This is a genomic window from Streptomyces sp. NBC_01478, assembly GCF_036227225.1.
Taxonomy (GTDB): Bacteria; Actinomycetota; Actinomycetes; order Streptomycetales; family Streptomycetaceae; genus Streptomyces.
Genome location: NZ_CP109444.1, coordinates 10,474,662 through 10,495,854 on the forward strand (window position 1 = coordinate 10,474,662; position 21,193 = coordinate 10,495,854).

At 71.1% G+C, this 21,193-nt stretch carries 20 protein-coding genes and 2 pseudogenes; 11 read left to right on the top strand and 11 right to left on the bottom strand.

Annotation, left to right across the window (positions count from 1 at the left end):
* Positions 1-214: 214 nt before the first annotated feature.
* From OG223_RS46650 to OG223_RS46665, 5 genes are all read right to left on the bottom strand, one after another.
* Positions 215-2,788 (bottom strand): M48 family metallopeptidase, encoded by a 2,574-nt coding sequence (locus tag OG223_RS46650; RefSeq protein ID WP_329262949.1) that lies wholly within the window; start codon positions 2,786-2,788, stop codon positions 215-217.
* 68 nt (positions 2,789-2,856) lie between these two features.
* Positions 2,857-3,411 carry a hypothetical protein gene (locus tag OG223_RS46655; RefSeq protein WP_329262952.1) on the bottom strand — a complete coding sequence of 185 codons (555 nt, stop codon included), beginning with the start codon at positions 3,409-3,411 and terminating at the stop codon, positions 2,857-2,859.
* Between the two features lie 30 nt (positions 3,412-3,441).
* Complete coding sequence (locus tag OG223_RS46660) at positions 3,442-3,711, bottom strand: hypothetical protein (protein WP_329262954.1); 270 nt, start codon at positions 3,709-3,711, stop codon at positions 3,442-3,444.
* Positions 3,712-4,255: 544 nt separating this feature from the next.
* Positions 4,256-4,942: a DegT/DnrJ/EryC1/StrS family aminotransferase gene (locus OG223_RS54045; RefSeq protein WP_443073876.1), complete on the bottom strand. Its 687-nt coding sequence runs from the start codon at positions 4,940-4,942 to the stop codon at positions 4,256-4,258.
* A gap of 307 nt (positions 4,943-5,249) precedes the next feature.
* Positions 5,250-6,473 carry a metallophosphoesterase gene (locus OG223_RS46665; RefSeq protein ID WP_329262956.1) on the bottom strand — a complete coding sequence of 408 codons (1,224 nt, stop codon included), beginning with the start codon at positions 6,471-6,473 and terminating at the stop codon, positions 5,250-5,252.
* Positions 6,474-6,650: 177 nt separating this feature from the next.
* On the opposite strand from OG223_RS46665, the gene OG223_RS46670 reads away from it, so the two are divergent.
* The 3 genes from OG223_RS46670 (at position 6,651) to OG223_RS46680 (ending at position 8,900) form a co-directional block, all read left to right on the top strand.
* Positions 6,651-7,358, top strand: a complete 708-nt coding sequence (locus OG223_RS46670; protein WP_329262958.1) for a helix-turn-helix transcriptional regulator — start codon at positions 6,651-6,653, stop codon at positions 7,356-7,358.
* Complete coding sequence (locus OG223_RS46675; protein WP_329262960.1) at positions 7,355-8,332, top strand: pyridoxal-phosphate dependent enzyme; 978 nt, start codon at positions 7,355-7,357, stop codon at positions 8,330-8,332. Before OG223_RS46670 ends, OG223_RS46675 begins: the two co-directional genes overlap by 4 nt.
* 208 nt (positions 8,333-8,540) lie before the next feature.
* A complete protein-coding gene (locus tag OG223_RS46680; protein ID WP_329262963.1) occupies positions 8,541-8,900 on the top strand; it encodes a cupin domain-containing protein in 360 nt (119 codons plus the stop codon).
* Between the two features lie 50 nt (positions 8,901-8,950).
* On the opposite strand, the gene OG223_RS46685 is transcribed toward OG223_RS46680, so the two are convergent.
* Complete coding sequence (locus tag OG223_RS46685; RefSeq protein ID WP_329262965.1) at positions 8,951-9,934, bottom strand: D-cysteine desulfhydrase family protein; 984 nt, start codon at positions 9,932-9,934, stop codon at positions 8,951-8,953.
* Positions 9,935-10,080: 146 nt separating this feature from the next.
* Between OG223_RS46685 and OG223_RS46690 the strand changes: the two genes are divergently transcribed.
* Positions 10,081-10,785 (top strand): SDR family oxidoreductase, encoded by a 705-nt coding sequence (locus OG223_RS46690; RefSeq protein ID WP_329262968.1) that lies wholly within the window; start codon positions 10,081-10,083, stop codon positions 10,783-10,785.
* Here OG223_RS46690 and OG223_RS46695 read toward each other — a convergent pair whose 3' ends face one another.
* Positions 10,786-12,141, bottom strand: coding sequence for a vWA domain-containing protein (locus OG223_RS46695; RefSeq protein WP_329262971.1), 1,356 nt, complete (start codon positions 12,139-12,141; stop codon positions 10,786-10,788).
* Positions 12,138-12,995: an AAA family ATPase gene (locus OG223_RS46700; RefSeq protein WP_329262974.1), complete on the bottom strand. Its 858-nt coding sequence runs from the start codon at positions 12,993-12,995 to the stop codon at positions 12,138-12,140. The genes OG223_RS46695 and OG223_RS46700 overlap by 4 nt, the downstream gene beginning before the upstream one ends.
* 150 nt (positions 12,996-13,145) lie before the next feature.
* On the opposite strand from OG223_RS46700, the pseudogene OG223_RS46705 reads away from it, so the two are divergent.
* A pseudogene (locus OG223_RS46705) lies at positions 13,146-13,559 on the top strand (TetR/AcrR family transcriptional regulator).
* A gap of 138 nt (positions 13,560-13,697) precedes the next feature.
* Here the strand turns inward: OG223_RS46705 and OG223_RS46710 are convergent.
* Positions 13,698-15,008, bottom strand: a complete 1,311-nt coding sequence (locus OG223_RS46710; RefSeq protein WP_329262977.1) for an FtsX-like permease family protein — start codon at positions 15,006-15,008, stop codon at positions 13,698-13,700.
* Positions 15,009-15,011: 3 nt separating this feature from the next.
* On the bottom strand, positions 15,012-15,794 hold the full coding sequence (locus OG223_RS46715) for an ABC transporter ATP-binding protein (RefSeq protein ID WP_329262980.1): 783 nt from the start codon (positions 15,792-15,794) through the stop codon (positions 15,012-15,014).
* A 209-nt stretch (positions 15,795-16,003) separates the two neighbouring features.
* Between OG223_RS46715 and OG223_RS46720 the strand changes: the two genes are divergently transcribed.
* From OG223_RS46720 to OG223_RS46745, 6 genes are all read left to right on the top strand, one after another.
* Positions 16,004-16,573, top strand: coding sequence for a DUF4232 domain-containing protein (locus OG223_RS46720; RefSeq protein WP_329262983.1), 570 nt, complete (start codon positions 16,004-16,006; stop codon positions 16,571-16,573).
* Positions 16,570-16,938, top strand: a complete 369-nt coding sequence (locus OG223_RS46725; protein WP_329262985.1) for a hypothetical protein — start codon at positions 16,570-16,572, stop codon at positions 16,936-16,938. Before OG223_RS46720 ends, OG223_RS46725 begins: the two co-directional genes overlap by 4 nt.
* Positions 16,939-16,999: 61 nt before the next feature.
* The gene (locus OG223_RS46730; protein WP_329262988.1) at positions 17,000-17,680 is read left to right on the top strand and encodes an ABC transporter permease; all 681 of its coding nucleotides are present in this window, start codon (positions 17,000-17,002) and stop codon (positions 17,678-17,680) included.
* On the top strand, positions 17,677-18,348 hold the full coding sequence (locus OG223_RS46735) for an ABC transporter permease (RefSeq protein WP_329262991.1): 672 nt from the start codon (positions 17,677-17,679) through the stop codon (positions 18,346-18,348). Before OG223_RS46730 ends, OG223_RS46735 begins: the two co-directional genes overlap by 4 nt.
* Entirely contained in the window at positions 18,345-19,283 is a 939-nt protein-coding gene (locus OG223_RS46740; RefSeq protein ID WP_329262994.1) for an ABC transporter substrate-binding protein, read from the top strand. Before OG223_RS46735 ends, OG223_RS46740 begins: the two co-directional genes overlap by 4 nt.
* A 40-nt stretch (positions 19,284-19,323) precedes the next feature.
* Positions 19,324-19,902, top strand: a complete 579-nt coding sequence (locus OG223_RS46745) for a hypothetical protein (RefSeq protein ID WP_329262997.1) — start codon at positions 19,324-19,326, stop codon at positions 19,900-19,902.
* Between the two features lie 15 nt (positions 19,903-19,917).
* Here OG223_RS46745 and OG223_RS46750 read toward each other — a convergent pair.
* Positions 19,918-21,106, bottom strand: a pseudogene (locus OG223_RS46750) (ABC transporter ATP-binding protein).
* Positions 21,107-21,193 lie beyond the last annotated feature (87 nt).

A 21,193-nucleotide genomic window follows, 5' to 3' on the forward strand; every position in this document is an offset into this window, starting at 1 on the left:
GCGGGGCGGGGGTGCGTGCACTTCCGTGGTGTGGCTGTGTGCGGGCGGCTGTGGCAGTCCGCTCGGTGTGCGCTTCGCCGGCGCGGGCCGTGACCGCGGATCCTGTGGATCACCACCCGCACCGGCGCGGTGACGCGGTCGGGTGCACGGTGACGTCGAGGACTTCGCGTTCCCGGCCGCGTCCGCGATCGCATCCATCGCCGCTCCTGCCATGTCAGAACGCCTGTATCGGGGACCCCTCTGTCGCACACTGTGCGCGGATCCGTTCGCCGGCGTCGATGAAGGCGGGGAGGTCCTGTCTCTGTGCGGCGGTGACAAAGTCCCTGAGTGCCGTGGCGAGTGCGGTGTTGTGGCCGTCCTCGGCCAGACCCACGGCTTCGAAGAGCCCTCCGTTCTTGTCCGCTCCGGTCATGCGGTCCGCGCTGCCCATGACCTCGTCGAGCTTCCGGCAGGCACGCGCGGCCGCCCCGCGGGAGGCCACTTCGGGCCGCCCCGCACTCGTGTCGACCGTCAGTCCGGTGAGCACCACCGTCAGCGCCAGTGCGCCGGCCGCGGCGAGGACGGCCCGCTGGCTGCGGGAGACGGGCGCGAGGCCGGTGTGGACACGGGGCGGTGCGTCCTGCCGACGTGTCCACCAGGAGCGGACCGTGGCGGCCGCTCCGGCTCCGACCACCGAGGTCGCGGCGCCCGCCACCACCGTCCGCAGCAGGCTGTCGCGCACGGCGGACGGATCAAGGTTGACCCCACAGGGCCCGGAAGCCAGAGCGAGCACGTCCCAGCATCCACCCGCGACGGCCGACCCGAGGAACACCGTCGTCGTGAGACACCCGGTCATGAATGCCGCCATCAGCCCGAAGAGCACCGCGGGGCGGCCGTGTGCGTGGTGCAGCCGTACGGTGACGAACGCCGCCACCACCCCTTGCAGCAGCACGGCCGAGCCGACCAGCCAGTGCTCGAACACTGCGGCGTAGCCAGGGCTGCCGCGGAGCTCCGCGGGCACGCCGAAGTGGGCCGCCAGGCGGGCGCCGACCACCACGACGGTGAAAACGGCCGTTCCCCCGAGGGCGGACATCACGACCCGCCGGGCCCAGCCGGACGACGGTGCGCTCGCACCACGGCGCCACAGCACCGCGAGCGGAAGAGCCCAGAGGGTGGCTGCGGCCAGCGCGGCGGGTGTCCAGCGATAGAAGAGCAGGGCCATGGGATAGTTCAGCGCCGCCCACGCCCAGAGAGGTCCGGCGGGGGCGACTGCCATGGCGGCGCGGTGGTCGGCCACCAGCCCTTCGTTGATCACTTGGAGATCGTCCGACATGTCGTAGAGCAGCAGCCACCAGGCGAGCAGGACCGCCAGCGGCACCACCGCGGCCACCCAGGCGACGGGCCAGGCTCGGCTCAGGGGGCGGCCCAGGGGATCGAGCCAGACCGCCGCGCCCTGCGCCATCCAGCGGAAGAACAGCACCAAGAGCACGCCGAGAACGAGAGACCACACTCCGGCCGCCCACGACGGGAACAAGGCTCCGTGACCGCCGATGCCGTTGTCCGCCTCGATGTAACGGCCCACCACGAGACCCACGGTCAGGCCGAAGGCGGGCAGCGCCGTCGGGGGGCGGACCCCGTCCGCCGCTTCCGGGCCCCGGCCCCTCGCCCAGGCGGCGGCCCGCCACATTCCGGCCCCGGTCACGGCCACCACCAAGGGGGCGAGCACGAGGGCGACGGCCCAGGGAACCGTCCGAGCGTCCGGACCGATGAAGGCCGTCAACAGCAGGGTGTTCAGACTTGACACCGCGACCGTGGCGGACAGTCCGACAGCCAGGCACTCGATGAAGCCGAGACGGAACAGTCCCGCCGGGCACCGGACCTGGGCGGCACGCTGTCGGCCGCGGGGATGCAGCCGCAACGGCCCCCGGAGCCACAACGACCTCCGCTGTCCAGGTGGTGGCGGGGCGGTCAGCAGCCTCAGCAGCCCCGCCCGAGCACCGCTCCAGGAGGCGGCACGGACATCGGCGGCGGTCTCCCGCACACGCAGCACGGCTGCCGCCGTCAGACAGACCAGGCCGACGAGGACCACCGCGCGCCAGCCCACGTCGAGCGCGCTCTCGGTGCCCGCCCCGGCCAGCACGACGGCGAGCGGAATGAGCCCGAGCGGCACGAACGACAGGGTCAGCGCCACGGTGAGGTAGGTGATGTCGATGTCCCGGTTCCGAATGTGCGCCAGTTCGTGCAGCACTACGGTGCGCAGGTGTTCCGGGTCCTCGGCGCCCTTGTCGATGAGTCCGTCGTTGAGCCTCACCCGGTAGTCGCCGAGTCTGCCGAAGGCGAGGGCGCCGGCCTCCTTGCGGTTCGGGGCCACGTAGAACCGCGGCTTCACGCGCAGCCCCGCCTGTGCCACCAGGGACTCAAGGACCTTTGACAGCGCGGCTTCCCCGGGATCGATGTCCGGTCGCAGGGGTGTGAGCCGCTGCCACCTCGTCCGCAGCCACGGGAGGACGAGGTGGACGACAGCGGTGGTGAGTGCCAGCAGCGCCAGGCCCGCGAGAACCCACAACGTCTCCTTCTCCCTACCGGGCGCGGTGCACGCGAGGAACTCCTTCGTGTAGCTGCCCGGCGCGGCCCCCGGTGCGACGTCGGCCTTCACCACACAGTCGCGGTAGTGGTCCGCGGCGCCGGGATGGACCGTGTAGTAGAGCAGGTTGCAGATGAACGCGGAGGTCCCGAACAGAGCGGTGACGAGTAGGACGAAACGGAACTTCACACCGTCCGGAAGGCCGAACGGATCAGGGTGGCCCACCTCGGCGTGGTCGCAGCGATGCCCTGCCCGCCGCGTACCCGCGGGAGCCGGCGGGAACGTCCACACCGTCAGCGCCTCAGTTCCTCGACCAGGGCGTCGGCGAGCCGTAGGGCGGCGTCCTCGTCCAACTCCAGGTTCAGGGCAAGTTCGCGGGCGCGGGCGTGAATTATGCCCAACTGTTCGGCGGTGAGGGGCTCTTCACCCGCGGAGGTCGCGCCGGGTGGGTTCGGCGTCGCCTCCTCGGCGGCCGGGCGTCGCAGTATCCGCCGGAGCAGCCGTGCGACACCTTCCCGGCTGCGGTCGATGGCTGATGTGGCCAGAGACTCGGTCAGTGAAATGAGTACGCCCTGTACGACGGCGAGGGCGAAGGGGGTCAGCGCTACGACCGTTTCTGAGGAACCCCAGGCGAGCAACTCCTCCTTCGGCCTGGCCCGCAGGCTTTTCCGTGCCGCGTTCAGTTCCGCCTCGGGGTCCTTGAAGAAGGCGTCGCTGCGGCGCCTGAACAGCGTCAACTCCCGGGGTGTCACCTGGCCGATCACGCCTCGCGCGATATCCCTGACGAGATCCCCGTCCACTGCACCACCGTCGTCCGGGGCCCGCCCGCCCTTACGCCTGCCGATCAATTCCGCCCCTTGTCTCAGCACTGATTGACGTTATGCGCCGCTGGTCTGGCGGACATAACTGACCCCGTCCAGCACAAGATTTTCGAATGTGTAGCCGTAACCTGCCTCGAATGCCTCGATCGACCACTGGCGATAATGAATCGGCCCGCCCGGCACGTAAAGCGTCAAGGACGTTTCCTCGGCGACGGCGGTTCCTTCGAATACCCGACCGCTGTTGAAAAGCAGGGCCACTCTGCCGTCGGCACCGAACCTGATCTTGTCGAAGCGTACGGGCGTGCCGTCGCCGTCCCATTCGCCCACGAGCTCCGGAGGGACGGATCCCCTCGGGAGGGTGGTCACCGGCGGATCGGGCTCGGCTTCCACGGGGGCCGACGCGGAGGGGGAGGGCGATGAAGAAGCGGAGGCAGTGGAAGCGGAGGAGGCAGACGAGGGCCAGGAGAGGGGCGGGGACGACGAGGAAGACGATGAGGAGGAATCAGAACCGCCGCAGCTCGACAGGAGAGAAACCGCGAATATTGCGCCCCCGGCCCACCGCATCATCACCTGACGCATCAGTCCGCCCTCTCGTTCCGGCAGATCCGCCCACTCGAAGAATTGCTGGATCCGTCAACTCCCAGGAACTGTAACGGCGTCACCGCGTCCGTTGGGATTCCTGATCCAAGCGGTCGAATTTTGCAATCAGGTGCCAAATGACTTCACCGAATCATTCACAAACGACCTGTGCGTGAACCGGAATCCATAGAAGCGAACGTAAACACGCGGCGTCCCGAGAGGCGGGGAGTGTCGGCGGGCTTGGCGGGCTCTGCCGTCTCGATCTTGCCTTTGCAGGTACCGTCCGCGGGCTTCAGCCGGTCCCGGCCGACGGTATCCCGGCGGATGCGGAGCGACGCCCGCGCACGCTGTCGTGACCTTCCCGGCCCATGGTCGGCGCGAGCCGCGCAACCGCCGCCCAGGCCGCCGTGTTGGACGATCGAACGTGGGGCGGCCTCGATGCTGTGATCGTCCAAGTGGGCCGCGAGTTTGTGGGGGGTTTTCGCACCGCACGACGTACTTGTAGTACGCGTGGCCGTATCCGTCCTTCGGCACGGGAAGGGTGATCGGCACGTCGGCGAATGCCTGGCTGTAGCGGGCCGCGATGTCGTTGCGACGGGTGATCCACTGGGGCGGCAGCGCCAACCTCGCCGAGGCGTGCGCGGGCTCCGATCTCGTGGTGGGTGTGCCGGTCGGTGGTCTCGCGTCCCATGTTGGTCAGGCGGCGAAGCAGGGTCGCCTGCGCGGGGTCTCTCGCGATGACGGCGCCGGCGTTTCCCAGCCCGCCGACGTTCTTGCCGACCCAGAACGAGAGGCAGCCGAAGTCGCCGAATGTCCCGGCTGCCGAGAGCCTGCGACGGGTACTCCCACTCTCCGACGCCGTCCTTCGCGGGGACGACGAGCGACACGATGCGCGGTGGGCTGCGGCGGTCGTGCTCGGCGCCTGCCTGTGCAGCGGACGACGGGATCGATTCAGGACGCGAACTGCCGCACGTGACAGGTGAGTTGCTGCTCACTGTCGGGGAGGCGTGCGGTGATTCCCGCGGCGTGTTCCTTACCCATGGCGTTGGGCTTGGCTTGCGACGCTGCCGACCGCGGTGCCGGCCGTGGCGGTGAGTTCGGGCCGCCCCAACTGCCCGTACGCGGACGGGGCCAACGCATCCGTCCGGTACGTCGGCACAGGCGAAGAGCGCTCGATCAAGCGCACGTGGAAACCGGCCGCTCTCGCTGTCACCCCTCGGCGAGATGAACGGCTCGCGCTGACCTGTTGACATGCGCCAACGGGGTTGCCGTGGGCGTGCCCGGTGCTACGGCGAGGTGGGCAGGTCCGGGGAGCGGAGGACGAGCAGGGTGATCTCGCTGGGGGCGAAGACGCGGAACGGCGGGCCCCAGAAACCGGTGCCGCGGCTGGTGTAGAGGAGGGTGCGGGCGCCGTGGTGGCTGAGGCCGGCCAGGGCGGGCTGGTCGAGGCGGACCAGGTGGTGGAAGGGCCAGATCTGGCCGCCGTGGGTGTGGCCGGAGAGCTGGAGGTCGATGCCCGCTGCTGCCGCCCGGTCGACGAACTTGGGCTGGTGCGCCAGGAGCAGGACGGGCAGGTCGGGGTCGGCGCCGTTCAGGGCTCCGGCGAGGTGGGCGCGGTGGCCCGCCAGGCCGGAGGACTCGGCGGTGACGTCGTCCACGCCGGCCACCACGAGGGTGTCGCCGCCGCGTTCGAGCAGCAGATGGCGGTTGCGCAGCGGCTCCCAGCCCAGCTCGTCCATCAGGTCGACCCAGCCCTGGGCCTCGCTGTAGTACTCGTGGTTGCCGGTCACGTAGACCCGGGCGTGGGCGGCTCGCACGGTGCCGAGGGGGACGGCCTGCGCGCGGCGGCGTTCGGCCGTGCCGTCCGCGATGTCGCCGGTGTGGCAGACCAGGTCGGCCTCCAGCGTGTTCACGGTCTCGCACACCCGCTCCGACCAGCGGGCGCGATCGAGCGGGCCGTAGTGCGTGTCGGTGATGAGGACGACGCGGGTGCCGTCCAACCCGGCGCCCAGCCGCGGGAGTTGCACGTCGAGGCGGCGCACGCGCGGCACCCGGCGGGCTTCGGCATACCCCCAGGCGAGCAGTGCGGCGGTGGTGCCGAGGACGGCCCAGGTGACGATACGGGCCCGGTCCTGACTCCCGCCGACGCCGGCCACGGTCAGGACGAGCCGCAGCAGGACGCCGAGCAGCACGGACCAGGTGAACAGGACCCAGCTACTGCCCAGCAGGGTGTCCCCGACGACCGCCACCCGGTCCTGCTGACGCCGGCCGTGCCCGCGCACCATCGCGAGCGGCATTCCGACGAGGCCGAGGACGAACAGCGCGGTCCCGACCAGCGTGACGGGCAGCGGCCAGTGCTGGCCGCCGTACAGGAGCACCCAGCAGGGCACGGCCCACAGCAGGACGGGGGCGATCAGGGGGAGGTAGCGCATCAGGCGGAGCAGTGGGCTCCGCCGCGGAGCGTGCACTTCGCTGCTGTCGGCGGATCGGGTGTCGCTGGTGTCGGTCACGCTGCCCCTCTCTGACCAGGCTGCCGTCCCGCGCACTGTATCCGGTCGTCCTCGGGCCGGGCGGAGGGGTGTTCATGGGGGCGGGCCCAGTCCTGGGGGCTGCCGTTGGCGTACTGTGGCCGGGCATTGGACTCTGGGTATAGTGCTTGGACACACAGTCCGAACCGAGAGGTGCGCATGGCGCCCGACAACCCGCCCCCGGACACCGAACGCGACGCGATCATCAGCGCGCTGGTCCCCCTCGTCGACGGAATCGCGGCGACCTTCGGCCCGGTGTGCGAGGTCGTGCTGCACGACTACCGGGACCCGGAGAAGTCGGTGGTCGCCGTTGCCGGAGCGCTGACCGGGCGGTCCGTGGGCGGGGCGATGAGTGAGATCGGGCTACGGATGCTCGCGCGCGGGGACGAGGCCGTGGACGAGCTGAACTACCTCACCCGCACCAAGGGCGGCCAACAGCTCAAGTCGTCCACGATGGTTCTGCGGGACTCCACGGGCGCGGTGTTCGGCGCCCTCTGCGTCAACGTCGACGTCACCGCCGTGCAGCAGGCGCAGGCGCTGCTGGCCGGGATCGGTGGAGGGGGTGCGGCCGAGGCGTCGACCACCACCACGTTCGGCAACGACATCGACTCCGTCGTCGAGGCCATCGTCGACGCCCATCAGCTACGGCGGGGCAGGACCTGGGTCCAACTCGACCGCGCGCAGCGCCTGGAGCTGTTCCGCGGTCTCGACGAGCACGGGGTGTTCGCCGTGCGCCGGGCCATCGAGCAGGTCGCCGCCAGGCTGGGCATCTCCCGGGCCTCCGCCTACAGCTACCTCGCGCAGGCGCGGGCCGCGACCGGCACCCCCGCCACTTCTGATCCCGCTTCCGATGGAGGAGCCGCGTGACCACCACCCCGCCCATCACCCTCGACGACGTCCGCGACGCCGCCGCGCAGATCAAGGGCATCGCCCACCGCACGCCCGTGCTTCGTTCGCGCACGCTCGACCAACTCGTCGGCGCCGAGGTGCACTTGAAGTGCGAGAACTTCCAGCGCATCGGCGCCTTCAAGTTCCGCGGTGCCTACAACACGGCCTCCCGGCTGAGGCCGGAGGAACTCGCGCGCGGCATCGCCGCCTACTCGTCCGGCAACCACGCCCAGGCCGTCGCCCTCGCCGCCCGCGAACTCGGCACCACCGCGGTGATCCTCATGCCCGAGGACACTCCGGCCTCGAAGCTCGCCGCCACCGCGGGATACGGCGCCGAGATCGTCACGTACGACCGCTACAGCGGCGACCGGGTGGCCATCGGGGAGGCCCTCGCCGCCGAGCGGGGGCTCTCCCTCATCCCGCCCTACGAGCATCCGTACGTCATGGCGGGGCAGGGCACGGCGGGACTCGAACTCGTCGAGGAAGTGGGGGAGTTGGACGCCGTGCTGGTGCCCGTGGGTGGCGGCGGGCTGATCGCCGGGACGGCCACCGCCGTCAAGGGGCTGCACCCGCGTACCCGTGTGATCGGCGTCGAACCGGAGGCCGGCGACGACACCAAGCGGTCGCTGGAGGCGGGTCGGCGGGTGTCCATTCCGGTGCCGCGCACCATCGCCGACGGGCAGGCGGCCGACACACCCGGTGAGTTGACCTTCTCCGTGAACCGGCGGCTGGTCGACGAGATCGCGCTGGTGAGTGACGAGGAGATCAAGGACGCGATGCGGTTCGCCTTCGAGCGGCTGAAGATCGTCGTCGAGCCGAGTGGCGCGACCCCGCTGGCCGCGCTACTCGCCGGGCGTGCGGGCCAACTGCCGCGCCGGGTGGGGATGATCGTCTCCGGCGGCAACATCGGCAGCGAGCGGTTCGCGCAGTTGTGCGCGACAGGCTCTTCCTGACCGTACCCGGACTCTTCCTGGCCGTACCCGAGTCCGCACGCGAGTCCGGCGTAGTCCGTGTTCCCCCGAATGGCGCTTCCGGGTGGACGGGAAGACGATGGTGTGGTGGGGCGCGGCCCCCGCCGAAGCGCCGACGCCGTCCGTGGCCGCCGGGAGACGGAGGCCGGCCCCGGCCGTGGTGCACACGGCAGGAACGGAGGCAGCCGTCATGCTGGAAGTGAAGACGGTCGACAAGCCGGACGAGCGACGTGACTTCCCCCGCGGCCACCTCGAAGCCGTCCACCTCAGCGGACTCGACTTCGCCGTGGGCACCTTCGAACCGGGCTGGCGCTGGTCCGAGTCCGTGGCACCGATCGCGGGAACCAAGAGCTGCGAGGTCCACCACAACGGTTATGTGGTCCAGGGGCGGATGCACCTTCTGATGGACGACGGCGGCGAGGGCGAAGTGGGTCCCGGCGACGTCTTCGTGTGCCCGCCCGGACACGACGCGTGGGTCGTCGGCGACGAACAGGTCATCGTGTACGACTTCGCGGGTGGCATGGCCACGGACTACGCGAAGGCTCCGTAGCCCCTCCGGATGTACGCGCCCCGCGGCACCGCACCCGCCGGGCGCGTATGTCATGTGCGGTACTCGACGACCTGCCCCTCCGCGTACGCGACGGCCTCCGTGTGCCCGAACAGCCCCGGCAGCCCGCCCGTGTGCACGAACACGGTCCGCTCGCCCGGCCTGATGTCGCCGTCCCGGACGGCCGCGATCAGGCCGGCCAGCGCGCGTCCCGTGTAGGTCGGGTCGAGGACGAGTCCTGCGGTGCGGGCGGCGAGGGTGAGGGCCTCGGCGGTGGGTGCGGTGAGCGTGGCGTAGCCGCCGCCGATCTGGTCCCGTCGTACCCGCAGTCCCTCAGGTGAGGTCAGACCCGCGAACTCGCTTACGGCGGGGGCGGGTTCGGGCAGCGCGCCCACGTCGACGCCGAGCACCGCCTCCGCCCCGAGCGCGACCACCAGTCCCGCCATCGTGCCGCCCGAGCCGAGCGCGACGACGGCGGTACGGAGACCGGGGAGCTGGCGGCGCAGCTCCTCGCCGCAGCGCACATAGCCGCGTGCGCCGAGCGCGCTGGAACCGCCGAACGGGATCAGCGCGGGCCTGGCGCCCGACTCGCGCAGACGGTCGCAGACCCCGGCCGCCGCCCGGTCCAGTCCGGCCTGGTCCACCTCGCCCGCCCATGCGATCCGGGCGCCGAACAGCCCGTCGAGGGCGAGGTTCCCCGAGCGCGACCCGCCCGGCGATCCACGCAGCACCAGCACCACGTCCAGGCCCAGTCGCGCTCCGGCGGCCGCGGTCAGGCGGGCGTGGTTGCTCTGCGGGGCGCCCGTGGTGACCAGGGTGTCGGCGCCCTCGGCGAGCGCCGAGCCCACGGTCCACTCCAGCTTGCGGATCTTGTTGCCGCCGCCTCCGAGGCCGGTCAGATCGTCGCGCTTGATCCACAGGTCGTCCGGGCCGAGCCCGATCGCGACGGCGAGTGCCGGGGCCGGTTCGACGGGGGTGGGGAAGGTGGCCAGTTCCACGTGTGGGTCGCTGTTCGGGTGGCTGTGCGGGTCGCTCATGGCGTACATCATCGCGCGCTTCGGCGGCGGACCCACTTGCCGATGGAAACCGATCGGTTTACTGTGGTCGAGACGGGTAACCCGATCGGTTTCCAAGCCGCGTTCCCTGCGGCTGCCACGGCTGCCCCGACCTCCGGGAGATCTCCATGACAAGCATCGAAGGTTCCGTTGTCCTCGTCACCGGCGGCAGCCGTGGCATCGGCCGCGCGCTGGTCGAGGCGCTGTACGAGCGTGGCGCGAAGAAGGTGTACGCCACCGCCCGCGACCCGAAGACCGTCACCCACCCCGACGCCGTACCGCTGGCACTGGAGGTCAGCGACCCCGCGTCCGTCGCGGCGGCCGCCGAGCAGGCGCAGGACGTCACCATCGTGATCAACAACGCCGGCGCGGCCGTGAACGCGAACTTCCTGGACTCGCCCGTCGAGGACATCCGCCGCGAGTTCGAGACCAACTTCTATGGCCCGCTGCTCGTCACGCGCGCCTTCGTGCCGATCATCGAGCGCAACGGCGGCGGCCACATCCTCAACTTCCACTCGGTGCTGTCCTGGGTCGGTATCGCCGGCTCCTACAGTGCGTCCAAGGCCGCGTTCTGGTCGCAGACCAACTCCCTGCGCCTGGACCTGAAGCCGCGCGGCATCGAGGTCACCGGACTGCATGTCGGCTACGTCGACACGGACATGGCCGCGCATGTCGACGGGCCCAAGTCCACTCCCGAGAGCGTGGCCGCACAGGCCCTCGACGGCATCGAGTCCGGCGCCTTCGAGGTACTCGCAGACGACCTGACCCGGCAGGTGAAGGCCGGGCTGTCCGCCGAAGGCGGCGCGCTGTACCCGCAGTTGGCGACCGCCTAGTCAGATCGGCAGCAACCGGCCCACCAGGGCGCTGAGTTGCTGCGCGTTGCGGCACTCGTGCATCTCGACCAGCTCCGCGTAGCCCGGCGCGGCCGAGTCGCCGGTGCCCCACTGGGAGCGTTGCTCGGGGTTCAACCAGTAGACGCGGCGGGCCCGTTGGGCGATGTGTCGGACGGCCGGCAGATTCGGGTCGCTCATGTTGGTGCGGGCGTCGCCGAGGACGAACACGGTCGTGCGCGGGCCGACCGCGTCGCCGTACCGCTCGGCGAACTCGCCCAGGGCGACGCCGTAGTCGCTGCTGCCGTGCCAGCCGGTGAGGGTGGCCTCGGCGCGGATGCGGGCGCCCAGCCCCTCGGGGTCGGCCGTCCCGTGCGCGAGGAGCGAGGTCACCTCGTCGAGACGGTTGACGAAGGCGAACACCCGCACCTTGCTGAACTGGTCGTGCAGCGCCTGCACCAGCAGCATCGTGAAGTCGGAGAAGCCCGACACCGAGCCCGACACATCGCACAGCAGCACCAGTTCGGGCCGCACGGGCCGGCGTCGGCGCAGCACCGGCCGCATCGGCACCCCGCCCGTGGACAGGGAGCCGCGCAGGGTGCGCCGGAGGTCGATGGTGCCCCGGGAGGCGCGGCGGCGGCGCGCGGCGAGCCGCGTGGCCAGCTTCCGGGCGAGGGGTTGAACAGCCCTGCGCAGTTCGGCCAGTTGGGCCCGGCCGGCGAACAGGAAGTCGACGCGGTCGGCCGTCGGCGGCACCGCCCGCCGGGCGAGCTCGTCGCGGCCGCGCCGCTCGGCGACCCGGCGCCGCGCCTCCGCGGCGACCTGCCGCCGGAAGCCCTCGATGCGCTGCCGGATCTCGTCGTCGAGCAGCCGGTCGGTGAACCCGGCCTCCCCGCCCTGCCCCCGGATGCTCGTCCGCACCCGGGCCAGCAGCGTCTGCGGACGCAGCCACTCCAGAGTCTGGTACGACGACCAGCCGTCCGACGTGGGGGAGTTGCCGTAGCCGCCGAAACCGTCGACCGCCTCCGCCGCCAACTGCCCCATCAGGGCCCGGTCGTTGGCGGCCAGCGCCGCCGCGAGCCGGTCGCGGAGGTCCTCGCGTCCGGCGGGCTCGCCCTGCGGTGCCCCGATGCCGCGAGGGAAGTAGAGGTCGAAGACCGGGTCGAACACCGGGCGTTGGGCGTTCCCGTGCAGCAGCGTCGCGGCCAGCCCCTCGCGCAGCAGCTCACGGTCGGCGAAACCGAGCGCCTCCATCGCCGTCGCCGCGTCCACGGTCTCGCCGGTGCCGATGCGCAGACCGTGCGCGCGCAGCGCCCCGACGAGACCCGTCAGCCGCTCGGTGACACCGGCGGCACTCACACGGCGTCCAGGTCGAGCTTGGCCGCCGCCCTGAGGATGTCGTCCTGGTGCTTGAGGAGCACGCCGAGGGTGTCCCGTACGACCGTCTCGTCGAGGGTGTCGGCGCCGAGCGCCAGGAGCGTGCGGGCCCAGTCGATGGTCTCGGCCACCGACGGCACCTTCCGCAGCTCCATCTCGCGCAGCGCCCCGACCACCCGGACCACCGACTCGGCCAGCGCCTCGCCGAGCCCCGGCACCTTCAGCCGTACGATCCGGCGCTCCAACTCCTCGTCGGGGAAGCCGATATGGAGGAACAGGCAGCGGCGGCGCAGTGCCTCGGAGAGTTCGCGGCTGGCGTTCGAGGTGAGGACCACGAAGGGGCGGCGGGTCGCGGTGATCGTACCCAGCTCCGGGACGGTGACCTGGAAGTCGCTGAGCACCTCCAGCAGCAGGCCCTCCACCTCGACGTCGGCCTTGTCGGTCTCGTCGATCAGCAGGACCTTCGGGTCGTCGCCGCGGATCGCCGTGAGCAGCGGGCGGGGGAGCAGGAACTCCTCGCTGAAGATGTCGGTGCGGGTCTCGTCCCAGCTCTCGTCGCGGCCCGCGCTGATGCGCAGCAACTGCTTGGCGTGGTTCCACTCGTACAGCGCGCGGGACTCGTCGACGCCCTCGTAGCACTGGAGCCGGACCAGCTCCGCCCCGGCGACCTCGGCGACGGCCTTGGCCAGCTCCGTCTTGCCGACACCGGCCGGGCCCTCGACGAGAAGCGGCTTGCCGAGGCGGTCGGCGAGGAAGACGGTCGTGGCGACCGCGGGCGAGGCCAGATAGCCGGTCTCGGCGAGGCGCGCGGCGACTTCGTCGACGGAACGGAACACGGGGCCTCCGGCGGATCACGGGTTGTATATCGGCGCGCAGCAACATATCTAAGCGCTTGTTCACCTTCACTGTCACCCGGGATGAGGTGGCTGCGCAAGCGTGTACACCGATCGGTTTCCTCTTGGCTTCCGGCGCGGTAACCTCGCAGTATGGCCACGACAGACAAGGCGTCCCCCCGAGACCGGCTGCTCGACGCGGCGGCGGAGTTGTTCTACCGCGACGGCGTTTCCATCGGCGTGGAGGCGCTGTGCAAGTCCGCCGGGGTCTCGAAGTGGTCGACCGAGCCCGGGTTCATGGGGTGCCCCTGTCTCACCGCGCTGGTTGAGCTGAAGGATCCCGAGCATCCGGCGAGTGTGGTGGCCCGTGCGTCCAAGGAACGGATGAAGGAAGCGTTTCGGGTCCAGGCGGAGTTGGGTGGGGCGCGTGAACCGGAGTTGTTGGCGCGGCAGTTGATGCTGATCTTTGACGGTGCGAATGCTCGTGCCGGTGCGTAGTTGGAGACGTTGGACGGGTTGACTGTCGAGACTGTGCGGACGTTGCTGGATGCGGCCGGGGTTGCCTGAGCGTTGGGTCATGTTGTTGTTTGGCTGCGGCGCCGTTGTGGCTGGTCGCGCAGTTCCCCGCGCCCCTCTAGGGAACTGTCGGACCCTGGGTCAAGGGGCACCCGGCGTAGCGGCTGCCCCTTTCCCGTCCGGCCGTACTCACGCCGCCAGTCCCACCGCCTCCACCGCCGGCGTGCGCAGCACCCGCCGTGCCGTCAGCAGACTCGTCCCCAGCGTCACCGTCGCCGCCACCGCGACGACCGCCAGCCAGATCCCGAGCCCCTGGTGCGGCAGCGCCGAGTCCGTGCGGACCAGGGTGAACGGCACGATCCCCGCCAGCGCGGCCACCGTGCCGGACAGCACCCCGGCGACCGTGAGGATCACCGTCTCGGTGCCCACCGTGCGCAGCACCTGCCCCGGAGTCGCGCCCGCCAGCCGCTGCCCGCCGAACTCGCGGGCACGGTAAGTCGTCGCCGCGTACAGCGAGTTGACCAGCATCACGCAGACGAAGACCACGATGATGCCGACGACCGTGAAGTTGAGGGTCTCCAGGTTCTTCGCGTCCACCGGCTTCTTCAGCCCCGACGCCTTCACCGCGTCGCTCTCCACCGCCTGCATGTACAGGGTCGCCGTCGACACCGCCGTGAACAGGATCAGCGACATCAGGATCCCGGCGAGCCGGTCGGCCCGCTCGCGCAGGTTGCGTACGGCCAACCAGCCGCTCGCACCGGCCAGTTGGAGCCGGTCCAGCAGCCCCTTCAGCAGCCGGGGCGCCAACAGCGCCAGGCCGACCGACAGCAGGATCGCCCCGTACGCGGGCGCCGCCATCAGCGCCGCGTCCGTCGCGGAGAACGCGAAGGTCGCCGACACCGACACCACACCCGCGACCAGCGCGGCGTACGCGGACAGCGTCCGTGCCCGGCCCCGCTGTCGGCGCCCGCGCGTCGCCCGTCGTACGGCCAGGAACGCGGCGCCCGCCGCGGCCAACAGGGTGATGCCGAGGCCCGATTGGAGGGCGAAGGGGCCGAAGGAGTAGCCGACGGACCGTGCCACCTGACCACTGTCCTGGAACACCCCGAGCAGCGCCCGACCGCCGAGCATCGCGGGACCGACGGCCAGGACCGCGCCCAGCAGGGCGACCGCCACCGCCTCACCCACGACCATCCGCTTGAGCTGCGCCGGAGTCGCCCCCGAGCAGCGCAGGGTCTCCAACTCCCTTGACCGTTGCCGCACGTTGACCGTCAGTGTCGAGGCGACGGCGAAGAACACCAGCAGCGTGCCGTAGCCGCCGACGACACTCGCCGACGTGGACAGCGTCTCGGCGCTGACCGGGTCGATGCCGTGCTGCGCCGCCGTGTCGTGCAGCGAGTTGAACGTCATGATGACCGCCGCGCCCAGGAACGCGGCCAGCAGCGTCGCCAGGAACCGTCCCGGCCGCCGCCGGATCGAGCGCATCGCCAGTACGAACATCGCTCACACCCCCACCGTCACGTCGTCGCCCAGGTGCGCCAGCCGCTCGGCGACCGCGTCGACGGTCGGCGCGTGCATCCGGCCGGCGAGTCGGCCGTCCGCGAGGAACACCACCGAGTCGGCGTACGAGGCCGCGACCGGATCGTGCGTCACCATCACCACGGTCCGGCCGTGCACCCGCACCGCCTCCCGCAACAGCAGCAGCACATCCCGCGCGCTGCGCGTGTCCAGGGCGCCGGTCGGCTCGTCCGCGAAGATCAGCCGGGGTTCGGTGACCAGCGCGCGGGCGATCGCGACCCGCTGCCGCTGACCGCCGGAGAGCTGCTCGGGGCGGTGGCCGAGCCGGTCGCCGAGACCGACCGCGGTCAGGATCTCCCGGGCCCGCGCGCGGTCGACGCGCCGACCGGCCAGCTTCAGCGGCAGCACGGTGTTCTGCGCGACGGTGAGCGTGTCGAGCAGGTTGTACTGCTGGAACACGAACCCGATCCGACCGCGCCGGAAGCGTGTCAGCTCGGCCTCGCTCCCGCCCGTCAGCTCCGCGCCGTCGACCATCACGATTCCGCTGTCCGGCCGGTCGAGACCCGCCGCGCACTGCAACAGCGTCGACTTGCCCGACCCCGAAGGCCCCATCACGGCGGTGAACGTGCCGCGCTCCAGGCTGAGCGTGACCCCGTCCAGAGCGGTCACCGCGCTGTCGTCACGGCCGTAGGTCCTGCTCACCTTGACCAGCCGCAGTGCCTCGGCGGCGGGTCCCTTGTCGTGCGTCCGTCGTGCGGTGCGAAACATCGCCATCACCCTCCGTGCGGCACGCTTTGTGCCTCGCCGACGACGCTACGGAGCGGGCGGCGCAGGCACATTGGGCGCAGAACCCGTATCGCGGGGTGTACTCAGCGACACCCTCGGGGTCGGGGTGCGGGACCCGCTGTGACAGGGCTGTGACCGGAGCTGTGGCTTCCGCCACAGCGGTACCGGTCCCGTCTTGATCGACTCTGTGGATGCCGAGAAGCGTGTACGACACCGTGCTCGTCACGGTGGTGGGACTGCTCGTCGGGGCCGTCATCTGGACGGTCACCGCAGTGGCCTACGACGATCCCGCCGCCGGTCGGTCGACGTCGGGTCCGATCTGTCCGGAGGAGGGCATCCGGGTCACCGCCGGACCGGTGAACCCCGCGCTGGGCCTGCGGGCCATGGACCTCACCCTGGAGAACTGCGGCACCCGCGCCTACCGCGTCGAGGGCTACCCCGAGATCCGGCTGCTCGACCGGGACCAGCAGGGCGTCACCGGCGTGACGGTGGTCCACGGCAGCGGCGGCATCGCCACGGTGACCGGATTCGACGACCCGCCGGGCCCGGTGACGCTGGCACCCGGCGAGACCGCGTCCGCCGGCCTGCTGTGGCGCAACACGGCCACCGGCCCCGGCGGCTCGGCCGCCGTGCCGTATCTGACGGTCGCGGCGCGTTCCGGTTCGCTGCCGCTCCTCCTGACACCGGACGGCGGCCTCGACCTCGGCACCACCGGCAGACTCGGCGTCGGACCGTGGCGCACCACCGGAGGCACCCGATGACGGACCGGGCCACCCCCGTCGACGGCTTCCCGCAGCGCGTCCTGCGCCGCTCGCGCGCCCGCCGGCAGGCCGACGCCATCGCGTGCGGGCTGCTCGTCGGCGTGGACGTCCTCCTCGTCGCGCTGATCCTCGTGCTCGGCAGCGACGGCGTCTTCACCGCGGACTGGATGGGCGACAGCGGAATGATGGACGCCACGGCCGGCTCCTACCAGTACGACTGCGTCGTCTTCCTCTGCCGGGTCGAGGCCGTGACCGTCGCCCTGGCGATCGCCTGCCGCCTCTGGACCACGGCCGTCGCCCAACTCGTGGTCCTCACCTCGGCGGCGGTCTTCGTCGCCTCCCTCTCCACCTACTGGAACCCCTGACAGACGCCCGTACGGGTCACCAGAACGGGCCGCCCCCGGGCCCGCCCGATGCAATGGACCTGTGGCCGCGCCCCCGGACGACTGTCTCGCCCGCAACGAGTGGATCTGCGGCGAGTACCTGAGCACGCGCCGCCACATCCTTCTCGACGCGGTCGGCCAGCACCTCCAGCTCACCGCGGTCTCGGTGCTGATCGGCCTGGCGATCGCGCTGCCGCTCGCGGTCGTGGCCCGCCGCTGGGGCTGGGCCGCGGGACCCGCGCTCGCGGTGACGACGATCCTCTACACGATCCCGTCCCTGGCGATGTTCTCCCTGCTCCTGCCCGTCTACGGCCTCTCCGCCACCCTCGTCGTCGCCGGTCTCGTCCTCTACTCGCTCACCCTGCTCGTCCGCAACATCCTCGCCGGCCTGCGCGCCGTACCCGAGGAGATCCGACAGGCCGCACGCGGCATGGGCTACGGCCCGATCCGCCTCCTCCTCACCGTCGAACTGCCCCTCGCGCTGCCCGCCGCGATGGCCGGCCTGCGCATCGCCACCGTCTCGGCGGTCTCCCTGGTCACGGTCGGTGCGATCGTCGGTTTCGGGGGACTCGGCAACCTCATCTACGCGGGCATGAACACCTATTTCAAGGCCCAGGTGCTCACCGCGTCGGTGCTCTGCGTGGTGATCGCGATCCTGGCCGACCTGCTCCTCCTGCTCGTGCAACGCCTGATCACCCCCTGGACGCGGGCGGTGCGCGGATGAACACCCTGACCGACGCCTGGCACTGGCTCACCGACTCCGCCCACTGGTCGGGCGACGACGGCATCTGGCACCGGCTCGCGCAGCACCTCGTCCTCACCGTCGTCTGCCTGGTCATCAGTTGCCTGATCGCGTTGCCGGTCGCCCTCGTCCTCGGCCACCTCGGCAAGGGCGGCGCGCTCGCCGTCAACATCTCCAACGTCGGCCGCGCGGTACCCACTTTCGCCGTCCTGGTCCTGCTGCTCCTGACCCCGATCGGCAAGTGGGGCGAGGGGCCCACGGTCGTCGCCCTCGTCCTGTTCGCCGTACCGCCGCTGCTCACCAACGCCTACGTCGGCATGCGCGAGGTCGACCGCGATGTGGTGCGGGCCGCGCGCGGAATGGGGATGACGGGTCGTCAGATGCTGTTCCGTGTCGAACTGCCCCTCTCGCTGCCGCTGTTGATGAACGGTGTACGGATCGCGGCCGTCCAACTCGTAGCGACCGCCACCATCGCCGCACTCGCGGGCGGCGGCGGACTCGGCCGCATCATCACCGCAGGCTTCAACCTCGCCAACACGGCACAGGTGGTGGCCGGGGCGGTGCTCGTCGCCGTGTTCGCGCTGCTCGTCGAGGGCGTCTTCGAGATCGCCGAACGGCTGGCACCCCGGTGGGCGGGGAGAGCGCGATGAAGCGACGCACGGCCCCGGCCGCCCTGCTCCTCCTGGTCACCGGTTGCTCGACCGGTCCGTCCCTGGAGAACCAGAACGCCGTCACCGCACCACCCGGCGACAGCCACCACCTCACCATCGGCTCGGCCGGCTTCACCGAGAGCGACCTGCTCGCCCAGATGTACGCACTCCTGCTGAAGCAGGCCGGCCACCAGACGTCCCTGCTCACCGTCGCCAACCGCGAACTCTACGAACCCGCCCTGGAATCAGGCCAGATCGACGTCGTACCCGAGTACGCGGCCACCTTCGCCGACTGGCTCAACGCCAAGACCAACGGCCCCGACGCACCGGCCGTCGGCTCACCCGACCTCGCCACCACCATGAAGGCACTGCGCACCCTCGCCACCCCACGGGGGCTGACCGTCCTCGACCCCGGAAAGGCCGTCGACCAGAACGCCTTCGCGGTGGCCCGCTCCTACGCGCGTGAGCACCGCCTCGAGACCCTCAGCGACCTCGGCGCCTCGGGACTGAGGGTACGGCTCGCGGCGGGCGACGAATGCGTCCAACGGCCTTACTGCGAACCGGGGTTGAAGAAGACCTACGGCATCGACATCACCGCCGTCGACCCGAAGGGCGTCGGCACCACACAGGCCAAGAGCGCGGTGCAGAACGGGCAGGACCAGATGGTGCTGACCACGACCACCGACGCCACCCTCGACGCCTTCGGCCTGGTCCTCCTCGCCGACGACAAGCACCTCCAGAACGCCGACTACGTCGTCCCGGTCGTCAACCGCTCCCGGGCGGGGAGCCCGGGCGTGACCAAGGCGCTGGGGAAACTCAACGACGTACTGACCACGGCAGACCTCGCCTCGATGAACCAACAGGTCGACAGTCGGCGGCGGTTGGCCCAGGACGTGGCGCGGACCTATCTGAAGGACAAGGGCCTCCTGAAGTGAGGCTCGGGCCGTTGTCAGTGGCGGCTTGTACCGTTCGGGCATGGGTGTCTATCTGATCGATGTCGGTGCGGGTGAGTGGCTGCGTGAGGACACGGGGGAAGGGGGGATGGGCGCGATCGCGAAGGGACTCGACGCGGAGTTGGCCCGGCGCGGGCTGCCGCCGTACGCACCCGGGCCGGAGCGGGACGCGGCCCCGGGTTTCGAGGAGAAGCTGAGCCCGTCCATGGAGGGTTTCGACGCGTTGTGCCGTGCTCGACTGACCCCTGGGGAAAGGGAGTTGATCGGTGACTGGTCGGTGCTGGTGCCGGTCTCGCTCGATGAGGAGATACGGCTGCCGATCGGCTCCGCGTACACGGACGAGACGGTGATCGCGGGAGCGCCGCAGGTGCTCGCCCTCGCCGAACGCCTGGCGGCGGCCCTGGAACTGCCGGGGGAGATACCGGAGGTGACCGAGAACCTCGGGCTCACCTTCTGGTTCCTGGAGGGCGAGGCGGAGGAACTGGCCGCTGCCAGGCCCGGCCGCTGGAGCGAGGACCTGGACACGGCCTTCTATGTGGCCCTGTACCTGCGTGCGGCCCAGCACTCACTGCGCCAGGGCTGCCCCATCACCTACTCCTGAGCCGCGAAGCGACCTTCACGCGTCCGCCACCGAGTCGAAGTCCACCTGCCCCCGGGGCACTCCGAGCGCGTCCGCGTCCACGGACCGCCGTAGCGCCTCGTGCAGCTTCGCCGGAGTCAGCACACCGAGGAAGCGCGCTCCGTCCAGCACGGCGACCCACCCGGCGTCGTGCTGGAGCATCACGCCGAACGCCTGCTTCAAGGGGGCGCCCACCGGAACCCACGCGTTCATCCGGTGGGCGCGTCCGCCGACCGTGCCGCCCGCGGTCAGTTCGTCGGCCTTGACCCAGCCCTGCAGTTCGCCCTGCTCGTCGAGGACGACCGCCCACCGCGCGCCCTCCGTCCGCAGCCGGTCGGCGGCCCACTGAGCCGGCTCGTCCACCCGGGCGACCGGCGGCTGCTCCAGGTCGTCGGGCTCGATCGCGGTGACCGACAGCCGTTTCAGACCCCGGTCCGCGCCCACGAACGACGCGACATACGGCATCGCCGGCTTGCCGAGCACCGCGCCGGGGGTGTCGTACTGCTCGATCCGTCCCTGCCCGTACACGGCGATCCGGTCACCGAGCCGTACCGCCTCCTCGATGTCGTGCGTGACCAGCAGCACGGTCTTGCGCACGGCGGCCTGCATCCGCAGGAACTCGTCCTGCAACTGCTCCCGCACCACCGGGTCGACCGCGCCTGGGGGCACCTCCCACGCCTGTTCAGGGCAGTGGGGGAGGCTCGTCCATCAGCAGCACCGGCGGATCGGCGGCCAGCGCCCGCGCCACCCCGACGCGCTGCCGCTGCCCGCCCGACAGTTGCTCCGGATAGCGCGGACCGTACGTCTTCGGGTCGAGCCCCACCAGATCGAGCAGCTCGGCGGCCCGGGCCCGCGCCTTCGCCCGCTTCCAGCCGACCAGGGACGGCACGGTCGCCGTGTTGTCGAGGACCGTGCGGTGCGGGAAGAGGCCCACCTGCTGGATGACGTAGCCGATACGGCGGCGCAGTCGCACCGGGTCGACGCCGGCGATGTCCTCGCCGTTCACGAGGATCCGGCCGGAGGCGGGCTCGATGAGCCGGTTGACCATCATCATGGTCGTCGTCTTGCCGCAGCCGGACGGGCCCACCAGCGTGACGAGTTCGCCCTCGTTCACCTCGAAGGACAGCCCGTCCACGGCCGTCGTACCGTCCGGGTACCGCTTGCCGACCTGCTCGAACCGGATCATGTCCTCACGCTAACGGCGCCGGTCCCGCACCGCCCATCAGCGGGGGCCTACCGGCTGGAGACCGGGGGTATGGCGACCTTGGAATGA

Excerpts from the sequence above, each read along its gene's own strand:
- OG223_RS46670 (WP_329262958.1), top strand. The coding sequence starts at position 6,651 with ATGGCGCCCGACAACCCGCCCCCGGACACCGAACGCGACGCGATCATC.
- OG223_RS46680 (WP_329262963.1), top strand. The coding sequence starts at position 8,541 with ATGCTGGAAGTGAAGACGGTCGACAAGCCGGACGAGCGACGTGACTTC.
- OG223_RS46685 (WP_329262965.1), bottom strand. The coding sequence starts at position 9,934 with ATGAGCGACCCGCACAGCCACCCGAACAGCGACCCACACGTGGAACTG.
- OG223_RS46690 (WP_329262968.1), top strand. The coding sequence starts at position 10,081 with ATGACAAGCATCGAAGGTTCCGTTGTCCTCGTCACCGGCGGCAGCCGT.
- OG223_RS46710 (WP_329262977.1), bottom strand. The coding sequence starts at position 15,008 with ATGTTCGTACTGGCGATGCGCTCGATCCGGCGGCGGCCGGGACGGTTC.
- OG223_RS46715 (WP_329262980.1), bottom strand. The coding sequence starts at position 15,794 with ATGTTTCGCACCGCACGACGGACGCACGACAAGGGACCCGCCGCCGAG.
- OG223_RS46720 (WP_329262983.1), top strand. The coding sequence starts at position 16,004 with ATGCCGAGAAGCGTGTACGACACCGTGCTCGTCACGGTGGTGGGACTG.
- OG223_RS46725 (WP_329262985.1), top strand. The coding sequence starts at position 16,570 with ATGACGGACCGGGCCACCCCCGTCGACGGCTTCCCGCAGCGCGTCCTG.
- OG223_RS46735 (WP_329262991.1), top strand. The coding sequence starts at position 17,677 with ATGAACACCCTGACCGACGCCTGGCACTGGCTCACCGACTCCGCCCAC.
- OG223_RS46740 (WP_329262994.1), top strand. The coding sequence starts at position 18,345 with ATGAAGCGACGCACGGCCCCGGCCGCCCTGCTCCTCCTGGTCACCGGT.
- OG223_RS46745 (WP_329262997.1), top strand. The coding sequence starts at position 19,324 with ATGGGTGTCTATCTGATCGATGTCGGTGCGGGTGAGTGGCTGCGTGAG.